This window comes from Shinella sp. GW821-FHT10F02, assembly GCF_058809275.1.
This window is the reverse complement of record NZ_JBXASL010000002.1, coordinates 687,248-704,166: the sequence shown is the minus strand read 5'-3', so window position 1 is coordinate 704,166 and position 16,919 is coordinate 687,248. Positions and strand designations below refer to the sequence as shown.

The 16,919-nt window shown below is 64.2% G+C and carries 17 protein-coding genes; 3 read left to right on the top strand and 14 right to left on the bottom strand.

The features are described from left to right. Positions 1-17: 17 nt before the first annotated feature. Positions 18-1,091, top strand: coding sequence for an ROK family protein (locus AC1RWL_RS09135; RefSeq protein WP_493094359.1), 1,074 nt, complete (start codon positions 18-20; stop codon positions 1,089-1,091). On the opposite strand, the gene AC1RWL_RS09130 is transcribed toward AC1RWL_RS09135, so the two are convergent. The 6 genes from AC1RWL_RS09130 to cyoA all read right to left on the bottom strand — a co-directional run bounded on the left by AC1RWL_RS09130 (position 1,088) and on the right by cyoA (position 6,923). Next, positions 1,088-1,906 carry an ATP-binding cassette domain-containing protein gene (locus AC1RWL_RS09130; protein WP_493158324.1) on the bottom strand — a complete coding sequence of 273 codons (819 nt, stop codon included), beginning with the start codon at positions 1,904-1,906 and terminating at the stop codon, positions 1,088-1,090. The two genes, AC1RWL_RS09135 and AC1RWL_RS09130, sit on opposite strands and share 4 nt — an antisense overlap. A gap of 83 nt (positions 1,907-1,989) precedes the next feature. Continuing rightward, positions 1,990-2,736 (bottom strand): SURF1 family protein, encoded by a 747-nt coding sequence (locus AC1RWL_RS09125; RefSeq protein ID WP_493094357.1) that lies wholly within the window; start codon positions 2,734-2,736, stop codon positions 1,990-1,992. A gap of 10 nt (positions 2,737-2,746) precedes the next feature. Next, a complete protein-coding gene (gene cyoD, locus AC1RWL_RS09120) occupies positions 2,747-3,139 on the bottom strand; it encodes a cytochrome o ubiquinol oxidase subunit IV (RefSeq protein WP_256116834.1) in 393 nt (130 codons plus the stop codon). Next, positions 3,136-3,759, bottom strand: coding sequence for a cytochrome o ubiquinol oxidase subunit III (cyoC, locus tag AC1RWL_RS09115; protein WP_256116835.1), 624 nt, complete (start codon positions 3,757-3,759; stop codon positions 3,136-3,138). The genes cyoD and cyoC overlap by 4 nt, the downstream gene beginning before the upstream one ends. A gap of 3 nt (positions 3,760-3,762) precedes the next feature. Next, positions 3,763-5,766 (bottom strand): cytochrome o ubiquinol oxidase subunit I, encoded by a 2,004-nt coding sequence (gene cyoB, locus AC1RWL_RS09110; protein WP_493094356.1) that lies wholly within the window; start codon positions 5,764-5,766, stop codon positions 3,763-3,765. A 101-nt stretch (positions 5,767-5,867) separates the two neighbouring features. Then, positions 5,868-6,923 carry a ubiquinol oxidase subunit II gene (cyoA, locus tag AC1RWL_RS09105; protein WP_493094475.1) on the bottom strand — a complete coding sequence of 352 codons (1,056 nt, stop codon included), beginning with the start codon at positions 6,921-6,923 and terminating at the stop codon, positions 5,868-5,870. Positions 6,924-7,236: 313 nt separating this feature from the next. On the opposite strand from cyoA, the gene AC1RWL_RS09100 reads away from it, so the two are divergent. Further along, positions 7,237-8,562, top strand: a complete 1,326-nt coding sequence (locus AC1RWL_RS09100) for an MFS transporter (RefSeq protein WP_256116838.1) — start codon at positions 7,237-7,239, stop codon at positions 8,560-8,562. A 22-nt stretch (positions 8,563-8,584) separates the two neighbouring features. On the opposite strand, the gene mnhG is transcribed toward AC1RWL_RS09100, so the two are convergent. The 7 genes from mnhG to AC1RWL_RS09065 all read right to left on the bottom strand — a co-directional run bounded on the left by mnhG (position 8,585) and on the right by AC1RWL_RS09065 (position 15,108). Then, positions 8,585-8,983, bottom strand: coding sequence for a monovalent cation/H(+) antiporter subunit G (mnhG, locus tag AC1RWL_RS09095; protein WP_493094355.1), 399 nt, complete (start codon positions 8,981-8,983; stop codon positions 8,585-8,587). Then, positions 8,980-9,261: a K+/H+ antiporter subunit F gene (locus AC1RWL_RS09090; RefSeq protein ID WP_256116839.1), complete on the bottom strand. Its 282-nt coding sequence runs from the start codon at positions 9,259-9,261 to the stop codon at positions 8,980-8,982. Before AC1RWL_RS09090 ends, mnhG begins: the two co-directional genes overlap by 4 nt. Further along, positions 9,258-9,734: a Na+/H+ antiporter subunit E gene (locus AC1RWL_RS09085; protein ID WP_493094354.1), complete on the bottom strand. Its 477-nt coding sequence runs from the start codon at positions 9,732-9,734 to the stop codon at positions 9,258-9,260. The genes AC1RWL_RS09090 and AC1RWL_RS09085 overlap by 4 nt, the downstream gene beginning before the upstream one ends. A gap of 1 nt (position 9,735) precedes the next feature. Continuing rightward, positions 9,736-11,376, bottom strand: coding sequence for a monovalent cation/H+ antiporter subunit D (locus AC1RWL_RS09080; RefSeq protein ID WP_493094353.1), 1,641 nt, complete (start codon positions 11,374-11,376; stop codon positions 9,736-9,738). Further along, the gene (locus AC1RWL_RS09075) at positions 11,373-11,711 is read right to left on the bottom strand and encodes a Na+/H+ antiporter subunit C (protein ID WP_435266005.1); all 339 of its coding nucleotides are present in this window, start codon (positions 11,709-11,711) and stop codon (positions 11,373-11,375) included. Before AC1RWL_RS09075 ends, AC1RWL_RS09080 begins: the two co-directional genes overlap by 4 nt. After that, positions 11,711-14,629, bottom strand: coding sequence for a monovalent cation/H+ antiporter subunit A (locus tag AC1RWL_RS09070; protein WP_493158322.1), 2,919 nt, complete (start codon positions 14,627-14,629; stop codon positions 11,711-11,713). Before AC1RWL_RS09070 ends, AC1RWL_RS09075 begins: the two co-directional genes overlap by 1 nt. A 98-nt stretch (positions 14,630-14,727) precedes the next feature. Beyond that, complete coding sequence (locus tag AC1RWL_RS09065; RefSeq protein WP_493094351.1) at positions 14,728-15,108, bottom strand: hypothetical protein; 381 nt, start codon at positions 15,106-15,108, stop codon at positions 14,728-14,730. A 424-nt stretch (positions 15,109-15,532) separates the two neighbouring features. On the opposite strand from AC1RWL_RS09065, the gene AC1RWL_RS09060 reads away from it, so the two are divergent. Further along, on the top strand, positions 15,533-15,856 hold the full coding sequence (locus tag AC1RWL_RS09060) for a DUF2934 domain-containing protein (protein WP_256116845.1): 324 nt from the start codon (positions 15,533-15,535) through the stop codon (positions 15,854-15,856). A gap of 6 nt (positions 15,857-15,862) precedes the next feature. Here the strand turns inward: AC1RWL_RS09060 and AC1RWL_RS09055 are convergent, their stop codons facing one another. Further along, a complete protein-coding gene (locus tag AC1RWL_RS09055; protein ID WP_493094350.1) occupies positions 15,863-16,909 on the bottom strand; it encodes a glutathione synthase in 1,047 nt (348 codons plus the stop codon). Between the last annotated feature and the right edge of the window lie 10 nt (positions 16,910-16,919).

Genomic DNA, 16,919 nt, shown 5'->3' with positions numbered 1-16,919 from the left:
CGAACAAAGGAACGGACATGGCCAAACAGAAATCGCGACCGGTCGAGGAGAACGAGGCGCCCGTCACCCATGGGGCGGAAGAGCTGCCGACGGTCACCGTCGCAAGCTACAATCTCGAACGGCGTGACAAGGACGGCTTCATCGGCGACCGGGCCAACAAGGGCGCCTTCCGCGACGCGATCAACGACTGGCGCAGGCGGGTTCGCGAAGGCGGCGACGATCCGCTCGGTGGCGTTCCGACCGACGATCTCTCGAAGAAGGAGGTCGATGCGCTGCTGAAGGATCCGGAATCGGAGGCGGCGGCCCTCGTGATGGCGGCGATCGGCGACTTTGCGAAGACGCTCGCGGACGTGCTTGCCCGTTACCTGAAGGAAGATTCCTGGAAGGACACTGAAACGATCGCCGTGGGTGGCGGTTTTCGTGACAGCAAGGTCGGCATGATGGCGATTGCCCGCGCCCAGATCCTGCTCAAGGCGGAAGGCCTGAAGGTGGCGCTCAAGCCCATCGCCCACCATCCGGACGAGGCCGGGCTCATCGGCGCGGTGCACCTCATTCCCTCCTGGATGCTGAAGGGACACGACGCGATCCTCGCCGTCGATATCGGCGGCACGAACATCCGCGCCGGCGTCGTCAAGCTCAACCTCGGCGAAAAGGCGGATTTCTCCAAGGCCAAGGTCTGGAAATCCGAGCTCTGGCGCCATGCCGACGATGAGCCCCGCCGCACCGCGACCATCGAATATCTCGTGCGGATGATCGAGGCGCTGATCGCCAAGGCCGAGAAGGCCAAGCTGGCGCTGGCGCCCGTCATCGGCATCGGCTGCCCCGGCATCATCGCGGCGGATGGATCGATTGCCCGCGGCGGGCAGAACCTGCCGGGCGGCAATTGGGAAAGCACGCATTTCAACCTGCCCGAGGCGCTGCGCACCGCCATTCCGCGCATCACCGACCAGCCGACCTTCGTCATCATGCACAATGATGCCGTCGTCCAGGGTCTTTCCGAGGTGCCGCGCATGAAGGACGTGAAAAGCTGGGCCGCGGTGACGATCGGCACCGGGCTTGGCAATGCCAGCTTCGTCAACAAGAAAAGCTAGCGCGCGAAGGCGAGCGGGCGGCCGGAGGATTGCTGGCGCACGACATCCATCGCGACGCCGAAGATGCGATCGAGTTCCGCCGGCGTCATGATGCTTTCCGGCGTGCCGATCGAGACCACCTCGCCGCCGCGTAAGGCGACGATGTCGTCGCAGTAGCGCGCGGCCATGTTGACGTCGTGCAGTACGGTGACGATGGTGACGTTCTTCTGCGTCGTCAGGTCGCGCACCAGCGAGAGGACCTCGATCTGGTGGGCGATGTCGAGAGCGGAAATCGGTTCGTCGAGCAGCATGCAGCGGGCGTCCTGCGCCACCAGCATGGCGATCCAGGCGCGTTGGCGCTCGCCACCGGAGAGGCTGTCGACCAGGCGGTCGGCGAGCGGGCTGAGATGGGTCAGTTCGATCGCCTCTTCTACCTTGCGGCGGTCCTCGGCAGAAAACCGGCCGAGCGCGCCGTGCCAGGGATAACGGCCGAGCGCCACCAGTTCCTTCACCAGCATGCCCGGCGCCAGCGGCAGGGACTGCGGCAGGTGGGCAAGACGGCGCGCCAGCGGGCGGCGGTCCCAGTTTTCGAGCGGCTGGCCCTCGAAGCGGATGCGGCCGGATGTCGGCGTGGCAAGCCGACCGAGAAGTTTCAGCAGTGTCGACTTGCCAGATCCGTTATGGCCGATCAGCGCGACCGAGCGGCCTTCGACGATTTCCAGCGAGATCGAGCTCAGCAGCGCCCGCCCCTCCAGTTCCATGCCGACATCGTGCAGAGAGAACACTGAGGCCGGAGCGGTGGAAGGTCTGGTTGCGTGTGCCGCCGATGCGCTCATGGAAAGCAGGTCCTCGCAAAATATGATTTCCGCTTTCATATTTTCGCGCGCGCGGCTCGGCAAGCGCCAAGTTGCGGGAAATGTCATGCGGCGCGCTGCTTGCGGACGAGATAGATGCCCGCGACGCTCATCACGGCCAGCGCATACCAGGTGAGCGCGTAGACGAGATGGCTATTGCGAAAGGCGACGACGGTGAGCCCGCCGACCGGCAGGCCGCCCGGATTGGGTGTCGCGTCTGCATCGATGAAGTAGGGCGCCACATTGCTCAGGCCTTTGGCGGCGGCGATGGCGGCGATATCGCGGGAGAACCACCGTTCGTTTGCCGGATCGTTGGCGCGCAGGAAACCGCCGCCGGGTTCGCTGAGGCGCAGCAGACCGGTCACCGTGACGGGGCCGGCGGCAAGCTCGCTTGCGACGCGCGCCGCGGGATCGCGCTTGTCGGCGGGCACGAAGCCGCGGTTGATGACGACGGTCGATTCATCCGGCAGGAGGAGCGGCGTCAGCACCCAGAAACCGGCGCCGCGCTCCGTCACGGCCTGCACCAGCACCGTCTTGTCGTGCTGGAAAAGGCCGGTGGCGGTAACGTGGCGGTACTCGTCCTTCTCCGGGTTGATCGCCGGCCATTCCGCCCCGGCCGGCGCCGGCACCGGGTCGGCGTGGACGCGGCTGTCGACGCGCGCGATGAGGTCGAGCTTCCAGAACAGCCGCTGCACCTGCCAGGTGCCGAGCGCCAGGAAGACGGCGACGAGGAGGAGCAGGAAGCCCGTGAGAAGCCATTTCGCGCGAGAGGAGGAGGCGCCCTCCCCTGCGGCTTGCGGGTCAGCGGTCATGGCGCCCTCGTCAGGGCATGTTCTTCATCATCTCGTGGGTCATCGGCATCATGTTCTGGTTGAGGTGATGCATGACCCAGAGGGAGCCGGCCAGCGCGATGCCGACGATGATCAGCGTGAAGATCAGCGCCATCATGGTCCAGCCGCCTTCCGAGCGCGGGTTCATGTGCAGGAAATAGACCATGTGCACGACGATCTGCACCACGCCGATGCCCATGACGATGACGGCGGTGAGCAGCTTGCTGTCCAGCACGCCGGCCATGACGAGCCAGAAGGGAATGGCCGTCAGGATCACCGACAGGATGAAGCCCGTCATGTAGCCCTTGAACGAGCCGTGGCCGGCATCGTGGCCATGGCTATGGGCGTGGTGGGTGTCAGCAGCGCTTTCGTGGTTCGGGCTCATCCGATCACTCCCAGGAGATAGACGAAGGAGAAGACGCCGATCCAGATGACGTCGAGGAAGTGCCAGAACATCGACAGGCACATCAGGCGGCGGCGGTTTTCCGGGATCAGCCCGTGCCTGCCGACCTGCACCATCAGCGTGATCAGCCAGATGATGCCGAAGGTGACATGCAGGCCGTGCGTTCCGACCAGCGTGAAGAAGGACGAGAGGAAGGCCGAGCGCGTCGGGCCGGCGCCCTCGTGGATCAGGTGGTAGAACTCGTAGAGTTCCAGCGCCAGGAAGATCGCGCCGAACACGCCGGTGATGCCGAGCCAGACCAGCGTCTCCATCTTGGCGTTGCGCTCCATCTGGAGCATGGCGAAGCCATAGGTGATGGACGAGAGCAGCAGCATCGCCGTGTTGATCGCGACGATGTTGAGGTCGAAGAGATCGGCCGGCGACGGGCCTGCCGCATAGTTGCGGCCGAGCACGCCGTGGGTGGCGAAGAGGACGGCGAAGATCAGGCAATCGCTCATCAGGTAGAGCCAGAAACCCAGCATGGTGCTGTTTTCCGGATGGTGGTCTTCCGTCAGGTAGAACTGCGGCTTTTCGTCGGTTTGCTGGACTTGGGTCGCGCTCATGGCTCAGGTCCGTTCTTGAAGCAGCTTGGAACGCGCGTCTTCGGTCGCCGCAACGGTTTCGGCGGGGATTAAGAAATCGCGATTGTAGTTGAACGTATGGGCGATCGACACCGCTATGATGCCGATAAAGGACAGCGCGACCAGCCACCACATGTACCAGATCATCGCGAAGGCGAGCACGACGCTGATGCCGGCGAGGATCACGCCCGTGCCGGTGTTCTTCGGCATGTGGATCGGCTTGAAGCCTTCGAGCGGACGCTCGTAGCCACGGCTCTTCATGTCGTACCAGCTGTCATGGTCGTGCACGACGGGCGTGAAGGCGAAGTTGTAGTCTGGCGGCGGCGAGGACGTCGACCATTCGAGCGTGCGGCCGTCCCACGGATCGCCAGAGATCACGCGCAGCTCGTCGCGCCGGAGGTAGCTCACCACCAGCTGGACGATAAAGGAGCCGATGCCGAGCGCGATCAGGCCGGCGCCGAAGGCGGCGATGATGAACCAGATCTGCAGCGACGGGTCCTCGAACTGGCTGACGCGGCGGGTAACGCCCATCAGGCCGAGCACGTAGAGCGGCATGAAGGCGAAGAAGAAGCCGATCTGCCAGAACCAGAAGGTCATCTTGCCCCAGAACGGATCGAGCTTGTAGCCGAAGGCCTTCGGCCACCAATAGACGAGGCCCGCCATCAGCCCGAACAAAACCCCGCCGATGATGACGTTGTGGAAGTGGGCGATCAGGAACAGCGAATTGTGCAGCACGAAATCGGCCGGCGGGATCGCCAGCATGACGCCGGTCATGCCGCCGATGACGAAGGTGATCATGAAGCCGACCGTCCACAGCATCGGCACCTCGTAGCGGATGCGGCCGCGATACATGGTGAAGAGCCAGTTGAACATCTTCGCTCCCGTCGGGATCGAGATGATCATCGTGGTGATACCGAAGAAGGCGTTGACCGAGGCGCCCGAGCCCATCGTGAAGAAGTGGTGCAGCCAGACGATGTAGGAGAGGATCATGATCACGCAGGTGGCGTAGACCATGGAGGCATAGCCGAACAGGCGCTTGCCGCAGAAGGTGGCGACCACCTCGGAGAAGATGCCGAAGGCCGGCAGCACGAGGATGTAGACCTCTGGATGGCCCCAGATCCAGATGAGGTTGATGTACATCATCGGATTGCCGCCGAGGTCGTTGGTGAAGAAGTTCGTGCCAACGTAACGGTCGAGCGACAGCAGGGCGAGCGTCGCGGTCAGGATCGGGAAGGTCGCGACGATCAGGATGTTGGTGCAGAGCGAGGTCCAGGTGAAGACCGGCATCTTCATGAAGGTCATGCCGGGGGCGCGCATCTTCACGATGGTCGCTATCAGGTTGATGCCAGAGAGCGTCGTCCCCACGCCCGCCACCTGCAAGCCCCAGATATAATAATCCACGCCGACGCCGGGACTGTAGTCCACGCCGGAGAGCGGCGGATAGGCGAGCCAGCCAGTGCGCGCGAATTCACCCACGAAGAGCGACATCATGACGATGATCGCGCCGCCGGTCGTCATCCAGAAGGAGAAGTTGTTGAGGAAGGGGAAGGAGACGTCGCGGGCGCCGATCTGGAGCGGCACGACATAGTTCATGAAGCCGGTGACGAAGGGCATCGCCACGAAGAAGATCATGATCACGCCATGCGCGGTGAAGATCTGGTCGTAGTGGTGCGGGTTGAGGTAACCCTCGTTGCCGTTGAAGGCGATCGCCTGCTGGATGCGCATCATGATCGCATCGGCAAAGCCGCGCAGAAGCATGACGATCGCCAGGATGATGTACATGATGCCGATCTTCTTGTGATCGACGCTGGTGAACCACTCGTGCCAGAGATAGCCCCAGAGCTTGAACTTCGTGATGAGGCCGAGGAGCGCGATGCCGCCGAGCGCCACGACCGCGAAGGTCACGACGAGGATGGGCTCGTGATAGGGGATCGCCTCCCAGGTAAGCCGTCCGAAGATGAATTGCGTGAGGCTGATGTCACCGAACATGGGTTGTCCAATATCTTTCGAATGCGAGCCCCAGGGCTCGTGAGGGCCGCTCGTGAGGTCTCTCAGCGCCCGCCGGAACCGGCGAGCGCGGTGAGGTCCCGTTACATCTTGTGCATGTCGTGGTTCATCGTGGCCGGCTCCTCCTGCCGCTCCTCGACGCCTTCTGCCGGCTCTTCGCTGCGCGCGGGATTGCCGGTTTCCGGGAAGGTGGCGCCGGGCGTCTCCTCTGACGCGTGGCGATTGTCGTGCTCCAGCTTCGCCCGGTTCTCATGGCTCTCGACGCCGGCGCCGCCCATCATGTCGATATGCATCATGTCCTTCATGCACATCTGGCCGGGGCGTGCGCACATGTTGAGCACGGCCTCGTAAAGCCCGTCCTCGACGTTGGCGTAGTAGCGGACCGGTTCCTTGATGCTCGGCTTTTCGAGCTTCAGGTAGGCGTCGCGGTTGAGCATCGTGCCGTTCTGCTTCACCCGGGCGACCCAGGCGTCGAAGCCCGCCTGGTCGACGCCATGGAACTTAAAGCGCATGTGCGAAAAACCGTCGCCGCTGTAGTTGGACGACAGGCCTTCATATTCGCCGGGCTTGTTGATGACGGCGTGCAGCCGGGTTTGCATGCCCGGCATGGTGTAGATCATGCCGGCGAGTGCCGGCACATAGAACGAGTTCATCACCGACGAGGCGGTGAGCTTGAAATTGATCGGCACGTCGACCGGGGCCGCCATCTCGTTGACCGTGGCGATGCCGTAGTCCGGGTAGAAGAACAGCCATTTCCAGTCGAGCGCCACGACCTCGACATTGATCGGCTTCACCTCTTCGGTTACGGGCCGCGCCGCATCGATCCGGTCGAGCGGGCGGTAGGGGTCGAGCTTGTGGGTGCTGACCCAGGTGATGGCGCCGAGCGCGATGATGATGGCGAGCGGCGCCGACCAGATGATGACTTCGAGGCCAGTCGAGTGGTGCCATTCCGGATCGTACTTGGCCGCCGTGTTCGACTGGCGGTAATGCCAGGCGAAATAGAGCGTCAGGCAGATGACGGGAATGATGATGATCAGCATCAGGAAGGTCGAGATGACGATCAGGTCCCGCTGCTGCGCCGCGATATCGCCGGAGGGCGACATGACGACCATGTTGCACCCCGAAAGCGTCGCGAGCATCAGCGTGAATAGGAGCGATCGTCTGGCTAAACTGAATGGCTTCGGCATTTCGGCCTCAACTTGTGTTCTGTCTAGTCGGCAATAGGCGGGTGCGGCCACGCTTGAAAATGAGGTCGTTCGTCGCAGCGCAGCATTCTGTCGCAGTAGGCTAGTGAAGTTGGGGCTTTCTGTCGATGCGCGTTTGTACTAGCCCAATAGAAATGTTTGTTGTCAATTGAGGCCGGCTCGCGGGCTTTCTTCGTCTTGTCCTTGATATCGGGCGCCGATTGGTCAACATTCTAACGACATGACGCAAATCCCCGTGGAGAAGTTCATGAGCTCGGCCAGCAACCCCACATCGTCCGGTCTCGAGCGAGACGCCCGCCGCATGCACGACGACGACAAGCCGCTGTCGCCGGGCAGCGTCGCCATCGGCGTGGTGATCGGCCGGACCTCGGAATTCTTCGACTTCTTCGTCTACGGCCTCGGCTCCATCCTCGTCTTCCCGAAGCTCATCTTCCCCTTCGCGCCCAATCCGGTCGCCGCGACCCTGATGTCCTTCGCGCTGTTTCCGCTGGCCTTTCTCTCGCGCCCGGTCGGCTCCTTCGTCTTCATGTGGATCGACCGCAATTATGGCCGCGGCACCAAGCTGACGGTCGCGCTGGTCATCCTCGGCGGCTCGACCGCGTCGATCGCCTTCCTGCCCGGCTACGAGACGCTCGGATATTGGGCCGTGGCGCTGCTGGCGCTGTTCCGCCTGGGCCAGGGTTTTGCGCTCGGGGGCGCGTGGGATGGCCTCGCTTCGCTGTTGAACCTCAGCGCGCCGCCGAATCGCCGCGGCTGGTATGCGATGATCCCGCAGCTCGGCGCGCCGATCGGCTTTGCGCTGGCGAGCATCCTCTTCGGCTACATGGTCTCCAGCCTCTCCGAGGCCGATTTCCTCGCCTGGGGCTGGCGTTATCCCTTCTTCGTCGCCTTCGCGATCAACGTCGTGGCGCTCTTCGCGCGTCTGCGCATCGTTGCCAGCAAGGAATTCGGCGCGGCGATGGAAGCGCAGGAACTGCAGGCCCGGCCGATCTTCGAGATGCTCAGCAAACACAGCATGGACGTGGTGCTCGGCGCCTTCGTGCCGCTCGCGAGCTTTGCGATGTTTCACCTCGTCACAATCTTCCCCCTGAGCTGGATCACGCTTTTCGGCGGTCAGTCGGCGGCGCAGTTCCTGTGGGTGCAGGTCGCGGGTGCGGCACTCGGCGCCGTCGGCATCGTGCTGTCCGGCTTCATCGCCGACCGCATCGGCCGGCGCAACGAGCTGATGCTCGGCGCCATCCTGATCGCGATCTTCAGCTTTTCCGCGCCGTTCCTGCTGGATGCCGGCGGCAAGGGCCAGGATGCCTATATCCTGATCGGCTTCTTCATCCTCGGCCTCACCTTCGGCCAGTCCTCCGGCGCCGTCTCCTCGCGCTTCACGCAATATTACCGTTACACCGGTGCGGCCCTCACGTCCGACCTCGCCTGGCTTCTCGGCGCCGGCTTCGCGCCGCTCGTGGCGCTCGGCCTCGCCAGCAGCTTCGGCATCATCTTCATCGGCGGCTACCTGATCTCCGGCGCGATCTGCACGATCGCGGCGCTCACGCTGACACGGGCACTCGACCAGCACTGAGGGGCTTGAGGGCTTCCGGCTGCTACTCGGCCGGTGCGGGCTGGTCGGCTTCGCTGGCGGGCTCGACCGGCGCTTCGGCCGGCACCTCCGGATTGCCCTCCGCCCGGTCGCGGTGGAGCGCCGCGCGAGCGAGCAGCATCAGCGTCACCGGCGTGGTGACCGTCACGAAGATGCCGATCAGGATTTCATGCACGACGAGCCGCGTGGAAAGCACGGTGAAGAAGATCATCGAGGCCATGACGATGCCGCCGGTGCCCCAACTCGTGCCGAGTGTGGGCGCATGGATGCGCTCGTAGAAGGTCGGCAGGCGGGTGAAGCCGATGGTGCCGATCAGCGTCAGGCCTGCGCCCACCACGAGGAAGAAGGAGACGGCGAGTGCGGCCCAGGCCGGCAGGTCGCCCGCATGTTCGATCGTGCTCATTCGACCACCTCCCCGCGCATCAGGAATTTGGCGAGCGCCACCGTGGCGACGAAGCCGAGCATGCCGATGACGAGCGACGCCTCGAAATAGATGACCTTGCCGGTGCGGATGCCGAAGACCATCAGCAGCAGCATCGAGTTGACATAAAGCGTGTCGAGCGCCAGCACGCGATCCTGCGCGCGCGGCCCCCGCGACATGCGGATCGCCGCGAGCGCCATGGCGAGCGCCAGCATGATTTGCGCGATGGTGACGGACCAGGCGAGGATCATGTGGCTCATTCGAAAATCTCCATCAGCAGCGCCTCGTAGCGCGTCTTGATCAGCACCCGCCATTCCTCCTCGTCGACGAGGTCTAGTACGTGGATCAGCACGGTCCTGTTCAAGGAATTGTATTCGAGCCAGGCCGTGCCCGGCGTGCTCGTCACCACCACGGCGAGCACGGCGAGCGCGGTCGGGTTCTCCAGGTCGAGCGGCACGGTCATGAAGCCGGACTTGTGGCTGCGCTTGCCGCCCGTCAGCAGGATGGAGGCGACGGCGATGTTCGAGCGCAGGATATCGTAGAGCACGATGCCGACGAGTTTGGGCAGCAGATACCATTTGTTCAGGCGCGGTTTAGCGGGCCGGAGCGATGCCATGCCCCAGGAGGCGAGCACGGCGACAATGCAGCCGAGGATGAAATGGCCGATCGTGAAGCCGTTGAGGGCCAGCCACATGAGGACGAGCGAGGCGCTGAGGAGCGGATAGGGCAGCATGTCAGAGCCCTCCCCCGCCATCCGGCCCGCTCGCCTCCGCCACCCCGGCGCGGCGCGCGTTGATGACGGCGTCGATATAGGTGGCCGGCTGCTGCAGGTTGCGCACCGTCTCCTCCATATAGGTCATCGCCGGGCCGGCCTTGATCGTCAGCGTCAGCGTCAGCGCGATGAGCAGCATGACCGGCGCCATTTCCATGACGAGCACGCGGGGCACGGTGCCTTCCATCGAGGCCCAGAAGGTGCGGATGCCGGCGCGGGTCATCGAAATGAGCGCCGCCAGCCCCGACAGGATCAGCAGGCCGACGATCCACCAGACGGAGGCAGAGATCGGCCCTTCCTGCGCGTTCATGCCGATCATGCCGGTGAGCATGGCGAATTTCGCGACGAAGCCGGAGAGCGGCGGCAGGCCGGACAGCAGGATGCCGCAGGCGGCAAAGCAGATGCCGAGCACGGCGATCGTTCCCGGCATGGTGATGCCGACCTCGACCTCCCGCTCCTCCTCGTCCGCGTCGCCATAGGCCTCCATGGTGACGGCGAGAACCGAGGCGCCGGCATCCTGCCCGCGTTCCACCAGTTCGATCAGCATGAAGAAAGCGCAGATCGTCATGGTCGAACTGACCATGTAGAACAGCGCGCCCGCCGTGACCTGCCCGTTGCTGAGGCCGAGCACCGCGAGCAGCGTGCCGGAGGAAACGAGCACGGAGTAACTCGCGAGCCGCCCGAGTGCCTGTGAGGCGAGCACGCCGATCGTGCCGAAGGCGATGGTCGCCATGCCGCCATAGAGCAGCACGTTGAGGCCGAGGCCGGCGGATTCGCCCTGCCCGAAGACCAGCAGCGACAGGCGCAGGATGACGTAGATGCCGACCTTGCTCATGATGGCGAAGATGCCGGCGACGGGCGCGGTCGCGGCGCTGTAGGCGCCGGGTAGCCAGAAGTTCAGCGGCCACATGCCGGCCTTGATGAGGAAGACGATGCCGAGGATGCCGGCACCCGCCTCCAGCAGCATGCGCCGCTCGCCCTCGATCTCGCCGATGCGCACCGCGAGATCCGCCATGTTGAGCGTGCCGGCCGAACCATAGATGGCGCTGACGCCGATCAGGAAGCAGAGCGCGGCCGCAAGATTGACCGCGATGTAGTGCATGCCAGCCTTGACGCGCATGGAACCGGAGCCGTGCATCAAGAGGCCGTAGGAGGCGGCGAGCATCACCTCGAAGAAGACGAAAAGATTGAACAGGTCGCCGGTGAGGAACGCGCCGTTGAGGCCCATCAGCAGGAGCTGGAACAGCGTGTGGAAATGCGCGCCGGCCGCATGCCAGCGGGCGAGGGCGAAAACCAGCGCCGGAATGGCGAGGATGGAGGTTAGCACCAGCATCAGCGCCGAGAGGCGATCGACCACCAGCACGATGCCGAAGGGGGCCGGCCAGTTGCCGAGCAGGTAGACGCCCTCGAAGCTGCCTTCGCCGTCGCCATTATTCGCCAGCCGGAACAGCGTGATGGCGACGGCGGCGAGCGCCAGGCACGAGACGACGCTGATCATCGCTTTGACGACACGCTCGCGCTCGTCAAAGAACAGGAGGGCCGCGCCCGCGATCAGCGGAATGAGGATCGGCGCGATGATGAGGTGTTGCTGCCAGCCGCTCATTTCGGCTGCTCCCTGCCGTCGACATGGTCGGTGCCAGTGAGGCCGCGGGCGGCGAGCAGGACGACGAGGAAGAGCGCCGTCGTGGCAAAGCCGATGACGATGGCGGTCAGCACCAGGGCGTGCGGCACCGGATCGGTAAGCGTAGAGATGTCGACGCCCTCGCCGAGCAGCGGCGCGGCATTGGACTTCACCCCGCCGACCCCGAAGATGAAGAGGTTGACGGCATAGGAAAGCAGCGACAGGCCGATGATGACCTGGTAGGTGCGGGGGCGCAGGATGAGCCAGACGCCCGAGCCGGTCATGACGCCGATGCCGATTGCGAGAACGAGTTCCATCAGGCTTCCTCCGCCTTTGAGGCGTCGAGATTGCGGACCCGATGCGTGCGTATGGATTGGTGGGCGAGCGCGATGAGGATGAGCACCGTCGCGCCGACGACGAGCGAGAAGACGCCGAGATCGAACAGCAGGGCGGTCGCCGCCGGCACCTTTCCGATGAACGCCACCTCGATATATTGCGAATGGGATGTCAGGAACGGATAGCCCAGGAACCAGGCGCCAATGCCGGTCGCGGCCGCCAGCAGCAGGCCGAAGCCCATCCAGCGCAGCGGCAGGATGCGCAGCCGGTCTTCCGCCCAGCGCACGCCGCCCGCCAGATATTGCAGCAGGAAGGCGATCGCCATGGTGATGCCGGCGGCAAAACCGCCGCCCGGCAGGTCATGGCCGCGCAGGAAGAGATAGACCGAGAAGGTGATGACGACCGGGAACATCCACTGCATGATGACCGAGGGCACGAGCAGGTAGTCACGCACCGTGTCGCCGGCCGAGCGCTCGGGCCGTTCCGCGTCATAGGCGTTCTGGATGCGCTGCTGCTCCGGCTTTTCGATGCTGTCGGCCGCCGGACGGAAACGACGTAAGAGCGCGAAGACCGTCAGCGCCACGATGGCGAGCACCGCGATCTCGCCCATCGTGTCGAAGCCGCGGAAATCGACGAGGATGACGTTGACCACGTTGCGCCCGCCGCCTTCCGTATAGGCCTTTTCGAGGAAATAGCTGGCGATCGCGTCCGGCACCGGCTGTTTCATGATGGCGTAGGAGAAGATGAACATGCCGAAGCCGCAGGAGATCGCCAGCAGAAAATCGCGGAAGCGGCGGCTGCGCGCGGCAAGCGACACGGAATTGTCGACCTTTTCCGAGCGCTTGGGCAGCCAGCGCAGGCCGAGCAGCAGCAGGACCGTCGTGACGATTTCGACGAGAAGCTGGGTGATGGCGAGGTCGGGCGCCGACAGCCAGACGAAGGTGATGCAGGTGGTGATCCCGGCGCCGCCGAGCAGGACGAGGGCCGCAAGCCGGTGATACTTCGCCTGGTAGGCGGCGGCGAGCGCGCAGAAGGCGCCGACGCACCAGACGGCGGCGAAGATCGGGTCGACATCGCCGAATTCCGGCGGTTTTGGCGTGAAGCCGGCGAGATAGAGCGGCACCACGCCGGCAAGCAGGCCGGCGGCCGCGACGAGGCGCAGCTGCGGCTGGAGATTGCGCGTGCCGAGGTGGCTTTCCAGCCAGCGCGCCCATTTCCACGACACCGTCACCAGCACGCGCTCGAAGATGCGCTGGCCGCCGAGATGGCGGAACAGCGGCGGACCGTCATCGCATTTGGCGAGATAGTCCTTCAGCACCGCATAGAGCGCGGCGCCGCCGATGAGCGCGATCATGCTCATGATCAGGGGCGTGTTGATGCCGTGCCAGACGGCGAGGCTGTAGTCCGGCGTGCGCTCGCCCAGCACGGAGACGACGGCGGAATGCAGGAACGGGCCGATCGACAGGCTCGGGATGATGCCGACGACGAGGCAGGCGAGCACCAAGAACTCGATCGGGAAGCGCATCCAGTGCGGCGGCTCGTGCGGCTTGGGCTTCGGCAGGTCGACGGGCGGCGGGCCGAAGAACACCATGTGGATGAAGCGCAGCGAATAGGCGACGGAGAAGGCGCCGGCCAACGTCGCGACATAGGGCAGGATGCGGTCGAGCACGGAATCGGCATGGGTTTCAACGGCTTCCGCGAAGAACATTTCCTTGGAGATGAAGCCGTTGAGGAGCGGCACGCCGGCCATCGCCGCACTCGCCACCATGGCGAGCGTGCCGGTGATCGGCAGGTATTTGAAGAGCCCGCTTAATCGCCTCATGTCGCGCGTGCCGGTCTCGTGGTCGATGATGCCGGCGGCCATGAAGAGCGAGGCCTTGAAGGTGGCATGGTTGACCATGTGGAAGATCGCGGCGACGGCGGCAAGCGGACTGCCGAGACTGAGCAGCGTCGTGATGAGGCCGAGATGGCTGATCGTCGAATAGGCGAGCAGGCCCTTCAGGTCCTGCTGGAACATGGCGAAATAGGCGCCGAGGATCAGCGTGCTGATGCCGGCGATGCCGAGCAGCATGAACCATTCATAGGTGCCCGACAGCGGCGGCCAGAAGCGCACCAGAAGGAAGACGCCCGCCTTCACCATGGTCGCGGAATGCAGGTACGCCGAGACCGGCGTCGGTGCGGCCATGGCATTCGGCAGCCAGAAATGGAACGGCACCTGCGCGCTCTTGGTCAGGGCGCCGATAAGGATCAGCACCAGCGCCGTCAGGTAGAGCGGATGCGCCTTGATCTTGTCGCCGGCGGCCAGCACCACGTCGAGATCGTAGCTTCCGGCGATATGGCCGAGCACGATGAGGCCGGCGAGCAGGCAGAAGCCGCCGATACCGGTGATCGTCAGCGCCATGCGCGCGCCGTCACGCGCGGCGGCATTGTGATGCCAGTAGCTGATCAGGAGGAAGGAGAAGATGCTGGTGAGCTCCCAGAACACCGAGAGCAGGATGATGTTGCCCGAGAGCACAATGCCGAGCATCGAGCCCATGAAGGCGAGCAGGAACGAGAAGAAGCGCGGGACCGGGTCCTCTTCCGACATGTAATACCGCGCATAGAGCACGACGAGGCAGCCGATGCCGGTGACGAGCATGGCGAAGAGCCAGGCGAAACCGTCCATGCGCAGCGTGACGTTCAGGCCGAGCTGCGGCAGCCATTGCAGATCGACGCGGACCTTGCCGCCGTCGCGCACCGCGGGGTAGAGCACGGCGGTCATGACGAAGCCGGCAAAGGCGACGACGCCCGCCATGCGCGCCGCCAGCACCCGCGAATCCGTCCGCAGCAGAATGGTCGCGGCGAGGCTTCCCGCGAAGGGAAGGCAGACCAGCAGGACCAGAATCATTTCACCTGTCATCGTTTTAAATCGATCGCTTTACGTCAGAGCTTCTCACGCCGGCATGCCGGCGACATCGGGAAGACCGCGCGCGATCGACGGGACGATCGAAGCGGTCGTCAGGCGAAATGGAACGGAGGGGCACGGGCCCCGCGCGTTTCGATGCGACCGCTGCCGCAGCGGCACTGAGGAACGATGGCGACAGCGACATCCGCGTCCGCCAGGCGCAAAACGCCTTGCGCCGGCGGACAGCCAATGCCGTCGCCGCCATCAAGCGGCGTGACCTTGCCGGCGACGGGGCGCTTGCGGCACTCCAGGTCGGCAAGTGCAGATGGATGACCAAAAGTCTTCTGCGTGCCGTAACGAAGCAGTTTCGAGCTGGCGCTGACGGCAGAAGGTGCGGACAGCGTGGATATCAACAGCAAAAGACAGGTGAACGTGGCGCAGAAAAGGCGGAAAGCCCGACGAACCGGTCGATGCTGTTGCCCTGTTGCTGCCAAACGCCCTGCCTCTCGATTTCGTCGTCCGCGTTGAATATTCTCTCATCCGGACAATACGTTGGCGGGATCGACACTGTCCACCCGCCAGCATGAAACTTTTCCAAAATTACGCCGATTTGCCGCAACCCGGGGCATGATTTTCCTTACTATGCGGGCTCAAGGCCAGGATGCCGCGGCCGGCTCGGCTTGATGCCCTGTCGCTTTCGGCGCATTCTAGCCTTGCGAATCGCATGAAGCAGACCTGCTCCAAGAAGGGCCTTACCCCGGAGCGTATGGTGCGCCGAATATCTGGACCTGCCGGTCGAATGCTCCCGGCCCTCCAGCGAGTTCCGTGTCCCGGCCCTGCCTGCACATCCTGCGCGGCACATCGGCGACATGGCGTCAGTCAACCCTTGAACGGGCAACTCTTGAACGGGGATTAGCGATGTCGGATGTGCGTTTGGAATGGATCAGCAAGCGAGCCTATGCGATCTGGGAAGAGGCTGGCCGGCCGCATGGCCAGGACGCCGAACATTGGGAGCAGGCCGCGCGCGAGCGCGACGAGTTCGAGCGCGTGGCGCTCGCCGAGGATCCCAAGCCGGCCAGTGCGAAAAAGCCGCTGATCGAGATCTCCAAAAAGGCGCAGACGAAAAAGTCCGAGGCCAAGCCGAAGAAGAAGGCGGATGCCGGCGCCGAAAAGCCGGTCGCCGCCAAGGCCGTCGCAAAAGCGAAATCGGCCAAGGGCGCGGCGAACAGCAAGCCGATCTGACTGGCTTCAGAGTGTCGCAAGGGTTCGGTTGGTGATGGCGCCCGCATAGGCGTCGCGCTGCGCGACCTTCTGCTCCAGCGCGGCGATGATGCTGTCGGCAAAATCGATGTCGTATAGATCGAACATCACGTTGAGGCCGCCCGGCGTGAAGACGTTGATCTCCAGAATCTTGTCGCCAACGATATCGAGGCCGACGAGGAACATGCCGTCCTCGACGAGTTTCGGCCGCACCATGTCCGCAATCGCAAGGATTTCCGGCGTGATCTCGACGGAGACCGCGGTGCCGGCCGCGTGGATGTTCGAGCGCACCTCGCCCTTCGCCGGCACCCGGCGGATCGCGGCATATTTGCCGTCCCGCTCCAATGGCCGGCCGTTCATCAGGAAGAGCCGGATGTCGCCTTCGGTCGCGGCGGGCAGGTAGTTCTGCGCGATGAGATAACCCTCGCCGCTGACGGCCTCAAAGATCTGGTTGAGGTTCGCCTCGTCGGGCGAGCCGATCTTGAAGACGTTCTTGCCGCCGGAGCCCTGGAGCGGCTTCATGATGACGCCCTCCTTGTGGCCGTCGATGAAGGCGCGGATTTCGTCGATGCTCTTGGAGATCAGCGTTTCTGGCCGCACGGCGCGCGGAAAACCCTGGAAATAGAGCTTGTTCTGCGCCAGCGACAGGCCGTCCGGATCGTTGACGACGATGGTGCCGCGCGCCGCCGCAAGCCGGCCGAACATCGCGCCGACATGGGCCGCCCAGGGCCGGTCATCGGCATCGAGCGACGGGTCGTTGCGCAGGAACAGCACGTCGACATCGCTTGTGTCCATCGTCTCGATGGTGGCGTCCTCGCCCTGAAGAGCCGCGTGAAAACTCTCCGCCTTCTTGTAGCGTTTTCCCGGCAGCACGCGGCCGCGCACCGACAGGCTGTCATCGGCCCTGAGCACGAAATCGCCCGGCGTCACGTAGCAGATCTCATGCCCGCGTCCGAGGGCGGCCATGGCGAGGCCGGTGGTGGTATAGGTCGGGGTTTCCCCCTCGATCGAATTGACGAAAAAGGCGATACGCATGGTTGCTCTC